Genomic DNA, 11999 nt, shown 5'->3' on the forward strand with positions numbered 1-11999 from the left:
CCAAAAACAAATACCATCAGAGTAATCAGAATCACGAAACCTACCATTTGGGCACGTTCCATAAACTTATCGCCAAGCGGTTTACCTTTCACCATTTCAATCAGCAGGAAGATAGCATGACCACCGTCCAGTGCAGGGATAGGCAATAAGTTCATTAATGCCAATGCCATTGATAATAATCCAACCAGACTCCAGAATTTCACCCAGTCAACTGTTCCACCAAACATCGTAGCAATACCAATCGGTCCGGTGAAGGCTTTATTCGCTTTCACTTGTCCGGAGGCCACTTTACCCAGTCCTTTTGCATTATCCATAAAAGAACCCCATGCTTTTGAAGCTCCCACAGGCAATGCAGCTAAGAAACCATAGTTGACACTCTCCAATGGAATATTGAAATATTGGGGGATGTAAATCCCTATGGTTCCTTCTTCAGAAACCTGAGTTGGAATTTCCATGGCCTGTTGTCCGCGAATAACAGAGATCGCAATTATTTTATTTTTAGCAGACTGAACCTCGGTTTTGAATTCATCATAGAAGGTAACGGGCTTGGCGTTGACTGCTAAAATACTGTCACCAACCTTCAGACCTGCTTTCTCGGCATTTCCTCCGGGGGCAACTTGTACCACTCCCGACATCCGGACTCGGTGCTCAACAAACTGACTGATACCCAAATCTGAAACCATTTCGAGAACATCTCCCGGAACCTGTACCGGAATGGTTTGACCTTCTCTCTGCACGGTAAGTTCCGTATTTCCTAACAATACTTTTGAACTGGTTAATTCTTCAAAACGCTTTACTGGTGTTCCATTAACTGCCGTAATCCGGTCGCCGGCCTGCAGGCCAATCTCCCTACCTATAATTCCGGGCGCAATGCCATCCGGTAGTTTATCATTCGGGATAAAGGTTTCGCCATTCTTCAGAACAAGCATCCAGAAAATAAAGATACCCAGAACAATATTCACAGTAACTCCACCCAGCATGACAATAAGTCGTTGCCAGGCCGGTTTTGAACGGAACTCCCAGGGTTGCGGCGGACCGGCAAGCTGATCTGTATCCAAAGATTCATCGATCATTCCGGATATCTTTACATAACCACCCAATGGCAACCAGCCAATACCGTATTCACAACCTTTATAGTTAAAGCTGAACAGTTTAAAGCCCCAGGCATCAAAGAACAGATAAAATTTCTCTACCCTGATTCCGAATGCCCTTGCGGCAAAAAAGTGTCCTGCTTCGTGTAATATGATTAAAATTGATAATCCCAATAACAGTTGACCTGTCATTACTAATCCATCCATGCCTTTTCTCTTATTTTATATTTAAACTCTACTATTTACTATTTGTTACTAATTCCCCGGCTAATATCCGTGTGATTCTGTCTGATTCGATATAATCATCAAGTGTTGGATCTGAAATAAATGTTATTTCAGACATACATTGCTCGATGATATCGCTCATCTTCAAAAAGCCAATTCGGTCTTTCAAAAATTCTGCCACAACTACTTCATTGGCTGCATTGATCACACATGGCATGTTCCCGCCAGTATTTAATGCATCAAAGGCAAGAGCAAGGTTCCTGAACGTCTTTTTGTCAGCCTGTTCAAAGCTTAAATTCGGGAATTCAGCAAAATTGAATCTTGGAAATGTGTTTTCTATACGCTCGGGATATGCCAGGGCATATTGAATAGGCAATTTCATATCGGGTAAACCCATTTGGGCTTTCATCGAGCCATCTCTGAACTGTACCAGGGAATGTACGATTGACTGTGGGTGTACTATCACATCAATCTGGGAAACATCGAGATCAAAAAGCCATTTTGCTTCAATCACTTCCAGACCTTTGTTCATTAAACTCGCCGAATCGATCGTAATTTTCTCACCCATCACCCAATTGGGATGTTTTAGGGCCTCATTACGGGTGATTGATGACAGATAGTCCCTATCCTTCCCTCTAAACGGACCACCGGAAGCCGTCAGGTAGATCTTTTCAATCGGGTTTTGCCCCTCTCCTGCCAGACATTGAAAGATTGCCGAATGCTCTGAGTCGACCGGCAGTATTTTAACGCCATGCTCTTTTGCGAGGCTTGTAACCAGTTCTCCGGCTACAACCAGGGTTTCCTTATTGGCCAGTGCGATGTCCTTTCCTGCCCTGATTGCAGCCAGGGTTGGGATCAAACCTGCAAATCCAACCATCGCGGTAAGTACCAGGCTGATCTCAGGTCGCTCCAATGCGACACACAACTCATCTGTACCCCATAACACCTTGATTTCAGTGTTTCTTAATGCGCTTTTAACTTCCTCCAGTTTTGATTGTTCAGCGATAACAACAAATTCCGGATTGAATTCCAGAGCCTGTTTGATTAAAAGGCCGGCATTGCTGTTTGCTGTCAGTAAAAAAGCCCTGAAACGATCCGGATTCTGCCGGATTACTTCAAGCGCCTGAGTACCAATACTACCTGTTGAACCCAGAATAGCGATATTCTTTATAGCAAACTCATTATTAAGATATTTTCCCATCAAACCAAACCCGATTTATTAATACAAAACTGAATTTCCTAAACTTATTAATTTTTTTGAGATTCCTGATCTATCTGCTGATCCATTCATCCAATTCGTCAGCAATATGCCTGTCATTTGACAAACGCGGGACCTTATTCTGTCCCCCGAGCTTGCCCTTTGATTTCATATAATTTCTAAAAGCATCCTTTTCAAGCTTATGCATAATCAATGGACGCAAGACCTTTCCTTCAACCAGATCAAAATAATAGGTATTTTTCTTCTGCAAGGCCTGGTCTACTTTGAGACTGAAACTATCCATGTCTACCGGAGCTTTTGCAAACTCAACATACCATTCATGATAGGGCAATGTACCATCTTCCGGACTAACCTGCGGAGCAACAGTAAATTCGGTGATTTCAAGCCCTTCCTCACCTGCAACCGATAAAATTGCATGCTCTACCTCTTCGCCAATCACATGCTCACCAAAAGCTGAAATAAAATGCTTTATCCTTCCGCTTACCATTATCCGATAGGGATTTTTGGAAACGAACTTAACTGTATCCCCAATACTATAACCCCAGAGTCCTGCATTTGTGTTTAAAATAATAGCATAGTTTTTATCCAGCTCCACATCCGCAAGGGATATCCGGCCCGGGTTTTCATTATGGTATTCATCAGAGGGGATGAATTCATAGAAAATACCTGCGTCGACTAATAAAAGCAAACCTTTCTCCTTTTGTGAATCCTGAAACGCAATGAAGCCCTCTGATGCCGGATAGGTTTCAATTGAATCTACAGTCCGCCCAATACTTTCCTCCAGACGGGCACGGTAAGGTTCAAAATTTACTCCTCCGTATACAAAAAGCGTGAAATTCTTAAAAATATCGCCTATTTTCTTTCCGTCGGTACGTGCTCTGAGCCGGTCGAAGTACATCTGGACCCAGGGTGGAATTCCGGAGATCAGCCGCATATCCTCTGAGAGGGTTTCATCCACGATAGCATCAACTTTTTCCTCCCAATCTTCGATACAATTGGTTTGGTAAGAAGGCAAACGGTTCTTTTGAAGGTAGGCAGGAACATGGTTGGCTACAATACCCGACAATCGTCCGAAATTAATTCCGTTCTTCCGTTCCAGAACCGGACTCCCTTGCAAAAAGATGATTTTTCCATCAATAAACTCAGATTTTCCGGTTTCATGAATATAAGAGAATAGTGCATTACGAGCCCCTTTCAGATGTTCGGGCATTGATTCTTTGGAGATCGGGATATACTTCAGTCCGGAAGTTGTACCTGAAGTTTTAGCAAGATAGATTGGCTTACCCGGCCACATTATATCCGACTCACCCTGAACAACCCTGTCAATATAGGACTTCAGATCCTCGTAATCAGCAACCGGAACACGCCTTTTAAAATCATCGTAAGTCTTAATTGATTCAAAATTATGGTCCTTTCCAAAGGCAGTATGAGCGGCTTGTCGGATCAGGCTCTTAAATGTACGCTCCTGTGCAGCAATGGGATTATTCTTCCATTTATTGATCTGTCTTACAGCAAAAGCTGCAAGGGGTTTAGCCAACCATGATTTAATTCCCATACTTATCCTCCGAATCATCCAGCAGAATCTCTTCTTCCTCGGTATAATTGTTTACCAGGTGACGATAGGAAATGATCAGAATTAAGCTGGAAAATGGAACAGTAAACAATAATCCTACAAATAATGCCATTGCCCCAAGAACATTTAAGCCAAGCATTACGAGGAAAAGAAGTGCAATAAACCAAAAATGTCCTTTGGTAATCGCCCAGCTCTGGCTGATGGACTCAGAAGCCCCCGATTCCTGGTCAACAATAAAGCAAACCACAAAACATAGCCTGATTGTAAGAAACACCAGTGGAATAGCAATAAGTATAAAAACCGGCAAAAGATCCAGACTAAATGGGTTACTTGTATCAATATCCTGCTTATTATAGAAGTAAACAGAGCTGATTATAGCAATAATAAATACCAAAACCAATCCGATTATGAGCTTGACAATCAGAAAATTTACGGCTTTTACCAGATTGGGAATGAAATCAGGGAATTCAGGATCAGTATCCTCATCAATCAGTTTAAAGAATACCTGATAAAAAGCTACTGTAAAAAAAGCATCAAAGAGACTCAGAATAATATTCTGGATCAATACTCCTGCTCCACTGGCACCTCCAAATACGCTGGTAAGGATGGTCGTAATGATCAGAATAAAAGCAAACTGTACCGCAGTGAAACCAAGCAGAATCCAGATATTCTTTTTGGCCAGTTGCCAGGCATCTGCCAATATCACATTCACTGACAATGATTTGTCCATATATTATTGTTTTCTTAAAATAATTCTTTTCCAAAAATCCTGCATAAACCCAAGACCATATGCTGTTAATTGCACAAATGCAGCAGCAATACTCAAAAATGCAACTTTTGATGATTTGTTTACTTTCCAGGAATGGAAAAAAATCATCAAAATATAAACAGCGAGCAAGGTATTACATAATTCAGCTAAAGAAGTGCCAAAAAGGTTAAAAACTAAACTCAGCAACAGAAATATAGTAAAAAGAGCCGGAAAAAAATGCACCAGCTTCAATTCGGAAGGAAAGTGTTTATAAATATTAATTCTTGCTCTCCCAAAGAAATGCAGTTGTTTATAAAATTGAAAAAGATCGGTGCGTCGTTTATGGTAAACAACCGCATCAGGAATGAGTCCGGTTTTAAAGCCCAGGGATTGAATTCTTATACTGAATTCAATATCCTCACCCAAACGGGTCAGAATATAACCGCCGGATGTTTCCCAAACTTCACGTGAGATACCCATGTTGAAGCTTCTCGGATGAAAGGTCCCGATATGCTTTTTGTTACCTCTGATACCTCCGGTAGTAAATGGTGAAGTCATAGAATAACTGATTGCCTTTTGAACAGGGGTAAATGAGGGGTGTGCACCATCCGGACCGCCGTAAGCATCTAAGCGATGTTCCAGCAGGTAATTCTTAACTATTTCCAGGTAATTTGCAGGTATCAGGCAATCGGAGTCGAATACGATAAAATAATCTCCCTTTGCACGTTCGAAACCGTAATTACGGGCAAAACCCTGTCCGGCATTTTCTTTATAATAATAGCTGATGTCCAGCCTGTCTGCGTATGAATTTACTATTTCCTTTGCATCGGCTATAGATCCATCCTCAATGACCAGAACCTCAAACTGTAGATAACTTTGTCTGGTTAAAGTATGCAACAATTCATCAATTTCCTTAGGCCGGTTATAAAGTGGAATGATGATTGAAAAAAACATTTTGATTAGCGTCTACAGTATAAAAATAAATCAAAGGGTCTTCTCAATCTGGTAGCTGTTGCGCTCAGGAGAATTCCTTGATACAAGCTCAGCTATAAAACCGGTAAGGAACAACTGAAAACCAACAATAATTGCCACCATAGCAATATAGAAAAGCGGCTGATCAACAATTTCACGCGAGTATTTGATATGCATGGTGATGTGATACAACTTTTCAATGATGATCCATAAGGCTATGATGGTACCGGCCAGAAAGCTCAAAGCACCCATTGTACCGAAGAAGTGCATGGGTCTTTTGGCGAATTTACCGACAAAAAATATGGAGAGCAAATCCAGAAAACCATTGATAAAGCGACTGAAACCAAATTTTGTATAGCCGTATTTGCGTGCACGATGCTCTACAACCTGCTCGCCTATCTTCTTGAAACCAGCCCATTTGGCGATCACCGGAATATAACGATGCATTTCGCCGTAAACTTCAATGCTTTTTACGACCTCTCTACGATAGGCTTTCAAGCCACAATTAAAGTCGTGAAGATTATGGATGCCCGACATGCGGCGGGTAACCAGATTAAATAGTTTTGTTGGAATAGTTTTTGAAAGCGGGTCATGACGCTTTTGTTTCCAGCCTGAGATGAGGTCAAATTTTTCCTCTATGATCCTTCTGTAAAGTTCAGGGATTTCATCCGGGCTATCCTGCAAATCAGCATCCATGGTGATCACCACATTACCCTGACATGCTTCAAAACCTACATTCAGTGCGGCAGATTTACCATAATTTCGTCGAAACTTAATCCCTACAATGGCCGGAAATTCTTCCTTTAACTTCTCAATTACCTCCCATGAGCCGTCATTACTTCCATCATCAACCAGAATTACCTCATGGCTAAATCCATGTTTATTCATCACCCTGTTGATCCAATTGAGTAGTTCAGGCAGAGATTCTGCCTCGTTATATAAAGGAACAACTACAGATATATCCATTTTTAGATGTGTGATTTGAGATATGAGATGTGAGATAGGAGATATGAGATACTGGATAAAAGAATTTAGATTATTTAACAATTAAAAACGTGCAAATTTCATCAATAATATTGATAAAACCTGCACGTCAGATTATTTTGAGGGACTATTCCTCTTCATCTTCGCCGATGGAAGCGAATACCGGAGCCTCTTTCTTGAATATTGCTGCAAAAATAAGTGACATCACGAACTGGATAATAATGGCAATACCCAGATTCTTAAAAAACTGTGCAAGTGTTGGATCGTACTGAGCTTTAATTCCTTCGATCTGTTTGGCTACTGTCTCATCAATTTTCTCCTGTTCCATTCCCATATTCTCGAAAGTTTGTGACATACCGGATTCCATAAACCCAGCGATCTTATCAAATGCTCCCGGCTCTATGAATTTATAAAAAACAACGTTCGATAAAGAGTAGATCAATCCTGCTACGAATGACATCAGAAAAATTCCTTTCAATGCTTCCCTGAAACTCCAGAATCCGCCGATCTTTTTTCTCAGGTCAATTGTGAAAAAGATATAAATCAATAAGGACACAAACAGGGTTGCAATGCCGAATGACATTGAGCCTAAGAGGGCAGGGAACACATAAAAAGTAACTATTCCAATTACCGTAGATAAAATGCCGATAATCACTCCATTAGTGCTTGCGGCCTTGTTTAAATTTTCTAATGTCAATTCCATTTTTTTAGTTTGGTTTAGTTTTGAGAGTTATAGGAAATTAAAAGGGAATATACTGCAGAATCAAAATCAGGGATTGCACTGTGGCTTACAAAATCATTGAAGTCCTTATCTGAAGGATCAGGATCTCTGAAAAAGCCAATCATCGGGTAAAACAGTTCTTTTAATTCTGAATCATCGGGAATTTCGGCACTTACACGGGCCAGTTCTTGTAGATCGCTTTCTACGAGGATCTGATTGGCAATAACATCTTCATAAATACGATGTTCATCCTGAAATTCATCCTCATCTACAAGCAAAAACTCCCGAAGGAAATCACTCAGTTCCGGCTCAATCGATTCGTCATGACATTCCTGTAAATATAGTAAGAGATTCAGAAGCTCTGTCCCCCGGTCTATCGTACTTTCTTCAATTTTCTCCCACTCAGGTGAGTCGAGGTAGTCTTCTTCCAGCTTACGAACATCTTCATTTAGAAAATTAATCAGGAGCAAATCAAAAAACAGTTCACGAAGGGGTTCAAAAACGGATTGATCATCAAAAACACTATCCAGTGCAGCCACCTTTTGAAGATAAGGCTTTTCCAGATTGAAAACTTCGGTCAAAGCCTTTGAAAAAGACTTATATTCCAGCTTGTTTATTGAAGCAAACTGCGCCAAAGCTGCATTCATTGCCTGATTTATACTTGTATTCATATTTTTTGTTTAAAATATAATGTACTGGCCATTATTGTATACAAGCTTCACTTTTCCTTTCAACATTTGTCCGAAAAAAGGTGAATTTGATGATTTGGATCTGTTGCTCTCCTCATTCAACACCCACTCTTCTTCCGCATTAAACAGAATAAAGTTAGCAGAATTTCCGGTTTTCAATTCAGGATTTGAAATTCCGAGAATATTTCTGGGTGAAATTGCCATTTTTTCGACAATTGTCTCTAAACTTAAACCGGCTTTCAGGGCAACTGGAAGTGCAGATTGTAATCCAGTTATTCCATAAGCTGCGATTTCGAATTCCACATTTTTAAATTCTATTTCATGAGGACTGTGTTGAGTAACTATCGCATCTATGGTTCCATCTTTTAGACCTGCAATCAAAGCTTTCTGATCCTTCTTTGTCCGTAAGGGTGGCTTTACTTTAAAATTACTCTCAAATCCTTCAAGATCGTCCTCGGTAAAGATCAAATGATGAACTGCAACATCACAGCTAACTTTAATCCCTGCCTTTTTAGCTTTTCTGATCAGATCTACACTTTTTGCAGAACTGATTGTACTGAAATGTATCTGGGAATCATTGTATTCTGCTAGATAAAGATCCCGTGAGATCATCAATTCTTCGGCAAGGGATGGATTTCCTTTCATCCCCAAATAGGTACTCATCAGCCCTTCGTTCATTTTCGCCTTGCCGGCAATATCCGGATCTTCTGCATAAGAAAAAACTATTCCATTGAATGATTTGGTATACAATAATGCCCTGCTCATTAATCCTGCATTGGATACCGGTCTGTCACCATCTGTAAAGGCAATAGCGCCGGCTTGCTGCATATCGTACATTTCAGCAAGTTCCTTTCCCTCTCTGTTATGGCTTATACATCCCATAGGATAAATATCCACCAGATTATTTTTGGATTTACCAATCAGGTAAGAGACCTCTGCCTTTGAATGAATTGGAGGCTGGGTGTTTGGCATAAGGGCAAGGCCTGTAAAACCTCCTGCGGCAGCCGTCATACATCCGGTTCCCATATCTTCCTTGGTTTCGAGTCCGGGCTCACCAAAGTTCACATTAAGATCGAAAAAACCAGACGACAGTATCTGGCCCTTTCCGGAGTAAATTATTGTACCCTTATCCGGAACACTAATCTTCTTTGCTATTTCCGAAATATTTCCATCACGTATCAAAATATCAACAATCTTTCCATTGAAAGAGCTTTGATGATCTAAAATTTTTGCAGACTGAATTAGTAAATTCTTCAATTGTTTAATGGTTTAATTTGAGTCTTTTTGTAAAAGCGGATGAGAAAAATCTCAGCAGCAAAAAAAGCTAAGGCCAATATCAGACAAACTTTCCACAAAGAAGTTCCCTGGTTAATAGATTTTACAGCATTCGTCAAAGAACCCGGCTCTGTATTTAAAATTTCAATTTTCTGTTGAGGGAATAATGCCTTCAACTGTTCATCAGTTGCATAGCTCATATCTGATTCTGAACCTGCCTCATTAAAAGAAAGTACAGCCATCAGACTATCGTTTTTTAATAATTGATAATTTCCTGCTTCTTTGATCTGATCGGCAATATATAGTTGAGAAAAATTCTCATTTTGCCTGAGATCGGGTATTGCCTCAAACTTTTCATTCTTCAATTTAAGGGTTTGATTTGAGTTCAGGGATGTTTTTGGCAATTCAATTTGCTGCTCCCTGTTCAATTTATAAAACAGGTTCTGATTTCGAAGGGATAATAGAGCCGTTTGATACATGATAGGCACAAATACTGAATGTCTGGCAAAATTACTCGTTTCCTGACTCAAAGGTACTGCCGACAGGTATATTTTGCCTGAACCAAGCCTGTATTGGCTAAAAAATGAGATCTTACCAGGCATTTCGAGTAAAGTTTGCCGGTTTGTATTACTCTGTGTACTGTAACGTATGTATTTTTTAGCCACAGGCAGATCAATTTGCTTAGGGACATTATCAAAAACACCAAGGAATACAGGATGATCCAGATTAATTATCGAAACCTTATTTTCGGCAGTCAAAACCTGATCCGGGACATCTGTACCTGCTGAACTAAGAAATTTCCTCAAATCGGACTGATTATTTTCGAGCTCAGGAAACACAATCAGGCTCCCGCCACGTCGGATATAGTTGTTCAATTGCTGGCCCAATCCATCACTTATTGCTGCGACTTCATTTAGTATTATCATAGGATAGTCTCCCAGTCCTGAATAATTTATATTACCTGCAGCAACATTGACAACTTTAAAAAATTGATCAGAGCGATATACCGAGTTCAAATACTCATTTTCAGCACCACCATTAATTATGAGTAAAGAAAGGGAGGGCTGAACATAAAAGCTGAAATAGAACTTATCATCAAAAACTACCGGAAAATCGGTAATTTCTAATTCAGCCTCCTGCCATCCCGACTGTAATCCACTGAAAGTTAAGGTATCTGTTGCAGTACTCCTTGGTTTAATACTCATACTCCCGATAGCCTTTTGAATCGTATTGACCCGCATTTTTACAGGAATATTCACAGCCTCTTCATCTGAATTATTTCTGAGCCTGACCATCAGTTTATGAGAATCACCCGGTCTATGAATAGCGGTGTTAAACCATACCGAATCAATGGAAATATTTGGCTGGGAATTTGAATTTAATCTGATGAGACGTGTTATAACTGTACTATCGGCTTCTATTGCACTTGTCGACAACATATTTTTCTGAAAATCAGAAATGAGGTATAAGGTCTTTCGGGAGTTTGGTTCTTTCAGAAATACATCCTTTTGCCGGCTGATTATCTGATCCAGTTTCCGGTTAGCCGAACTTATACTCACTTCCTCGACTGCTGTCTGAAATTCTTCGAAACTCATCAGCCTCTGGTATTTGCCTCCAAAATCATTGGTCAGGAGCTGGAATTTATCATTTAAACTATAGGCGGAGGCGATCTCCCTCGCTCTTCTTTTCGCCTCATCAAGCAGGGTTCCTTCTTTATTCACAGCTTCCATACTATAGGAATTGTCAATAAAAATGCTCAAAACATCCCGCTGCAGGGCATTTTGCTGTTCAGCCACCGGTATATATGGGCGGGCAAATGCAAAAACCAGAAAACTTATTCCAAGAATCCTGGTTGCCAGAATTAATCTGTCTTTAAGATGTTGACGCGAAGAGGTCTGAATCTGTACGTTCTTTAAAAAACGAACATTACTGAAATAAACTTTCTTAAACTTCCTGAAATTAAAAAGATGGATAATGACAGGTATGGCGATTGTCAGTAGGGCAAATAAAAATCCGGGCGACAGGAATCTCATTAAGAATCAAAATTAACTATAATTAATCTGCTGTGAAAGGAATTGGGAAATTAGTTGAGAATTGAGAGTGGAGAGTTGCGCGAGTAACATTTGCCACTACTCTCTATTTCATCTGAAGTAGGCTGTAATCCTGAGTTTAGCGAAGGAAATTATCAATAGGTTAGAAGGAGTTTGGCAGCGAAAATATAGGTCAATAGGTGCTAAGGTACCTCCTGCGTTGGAATGACAGAAAGTTGAGAATAGGAAATGGACCTACCACAGGTATTGCTTCTCACTCTCAATTCTCCACTCTCCACTCTCAATTAACATAAATTTTTTATTCCAATATCCAATCCTTATATTTGCTCGCCTCCCAAGCTGTTTGGGCCAAATATTATGAATATAGTTTTCACACATCACGTACATTTCCACCATCGCTTTGCGGCGATGTAAAATAATATACGTTTCTACGTGAAACTCTTTCTTAATA

The 11999-nt window shown here is 40.1% G+C and carries 11 protein-coding genes; all 11 read right to left on the reverse strand.

The genetic code is table 11. The features are described 5' to 3' along the window. Positions 1–1298 (reverse strand): RIP metalloprotease RseP (rseP, locus tag Q8S11_RS08125; RefSeq protein ID WP_305661587.1); only part of this gene is annotated, 1298 nt, incomplete at its 3' end. 31 nt (positions 1299–1329) lie between these two features. Continuing rightward, positions 1330–2517 (reverse strand): 1-deoxy-D-xylulose-5-phosphate reductoisomerase, encoded by a 1188-nt coding sequence (locus Q8S11_RS08130; protein ID WP_305661588.1) that lies wholly within the window; start codon positions 2515–2517, stop codon positions 1330–1332. Between the two features lie 70 nt (positions 2518–2587). Then, a complete protein-coding gene (locus Q8S11_RS08135; protein WP_305661589.1) occupies positions 2588–4090 on the reverse strand; it encodes a GH3 auxin-responsive promoter family protein in 1503 nt (500 codons plus the stop codon). Continuing rightward, positions 4080–4838: a DUF975 family protein gene (locus Q8S11_RS08140; protein ID WP_305661590.1), complete on the reverse strand. Its 759-nt coding sequence runs from the start codon at positions 4836–4838 to the stop codon at positions 4080–4082. Before Q8S11_RS08140 ends, Q8S11_RS08135 begins: the two co-directional genes overlap by 11 nt. Positions 4839–4841: 3 nt before the next feature. Beyond that, the gene (locus tag Q8S11_RS08145; protein ID WP_305661591.1) at positions 4842–5810 is read right to left on the reverse strand and encodes a glycosyltransferase family 2 protein; all 969 of its coding nucleotides are present in this window, start codon (positions 5808–5810) and stop codon (positions 4842–4844) included. Positions 5811–5840: 30 nt separating this feature from the next. Continuing rightward, positions 5841–6794, reverse strand: coding sequence for a glycosyltransferase family 2 protein (locus tag Q8S11_RS08150; protein WP_305661592.1), 954 nt, complete (start codon positions 6792–6794; stop codon positions 5841–5843). Positions 6795–6939: 145 nt separating this feature from the next. Continuing rightward, positions 6940–7515, reverse strand: a complete 576-nt coding sequence (locus tag Q8S11_RS08155) for a DUF4199 domain-containing protein (protein ID WP_305661593.1) — start codon at positions 7513–7515, stop codon at positions 6940–6942. Positions 7516–7529: 14 nt separating this feature from the next. Further along, positions 7530–8204, reverse strand: a complete 675-nt coding sequence (locus Q8S11_RS08160) for a hypothetical protein (RefSeq protein WP_305661594.1) — start codon at positions 8202–8204, stop codon at positions 7530–7532. Positions 8205–8213: 9 nt separating this feature from the next. Next, on the reverse strand, positions 8214–9479 hold the full coding sequence (locus tag Q8S11_RS08165) for a dihydroorotase family protein (RefSeq protein ID WP_305661595.1): 1266 nt from the start codon (positions 9477–9479) through the stop codon (positions 8214–8216). Beyond that, positions 9476–11530: a BatA and WFA domain-containing protein gene (locus tag Q8S11_RS08170; protein WP_305661596.1), complete on the reverse strand. Its 2055-nt coding sequence runs from the start codon at positions 11528–11530 to the stop codon at positions 9476–9478. The genes Q8S11_RS08165 and Q8S11_RS08170 overlap by 4 nt, the downstream gene beginning before the upstream one ends. 252 nt (positions 11531–11782) lie before the next feature. Next, positions 11783–11999: hypothetical protein (locus Q8S11_RS08175; RefSeq protein WP_305661597.1), on the reverse strand; the 217-nt coding region annotated here is incomplete at its 5' end.

This window comes from Daejeonella sp. (genome assembly GCF_030695525.1).
Lineage (GTDB): Bacteria > Bacteroidota > Bacteroidia > Sphingobacteriales > Sphingobacteriaceae > Daejeonella.

Coding starts and splice junctions, on each gene's coding strand:
- Q8S11_RS08130 (WP_305661588.1), bottom strand. CDS start 2,517: ATGGGAAAATATCTTAATAATGAGTTTGCTATAAAGAATATCGCTATT.
- Q8S11_RS08135 (WP_305661589.1), bottom strand. CDS start 4,090: ATGGGAATTAAATCATGGTTGGCTAAACCCCTTGCAGCTTTTGCTGTA.
- Q8S11_RS08140 (WP_305661590.1), bottom strand. CDS start 4,838: ATGGACAAATCATTGTCAGTGAATGTGATATTGGCAGATGCCTGGCAA.
- Q8S11_RS08145 (WP_305661591.1), bottom strand. CDS start 5,810: ATGTTTTTTTCAATCATCATTCCACTTTATAACCGGCCTAAGGAAATT.
- Q8S11_RS08150 (WP_305661592.1), bottom strand. CDS start 6,794: ATGGATATATCTGTAGTTGTTCCTTTATATAACGAGGCAGAATCTCTG.
- Q8S11_RS08155 (WP_305661593.1), bottom strand. CDS start 7,515: ATGGAATTGACATTAGAAAATTTAAACAAGGCCGCAAGCACTAATGGA.
- Q8S11_RS08160 (WP_305661594.1), bottom strand. CDS start 8,204: ATGAATACAAGTATAAATCAGGCAATGAATGCAGCTTTGGCGCAGTTT.
- Q8S11_RS08170 (WP_305661596.1), bottom strand. CDS start 11,530: ATGAGATTCCTGTCGCCCGGATTTTTATTTGCCCTACTGACAATCGCC.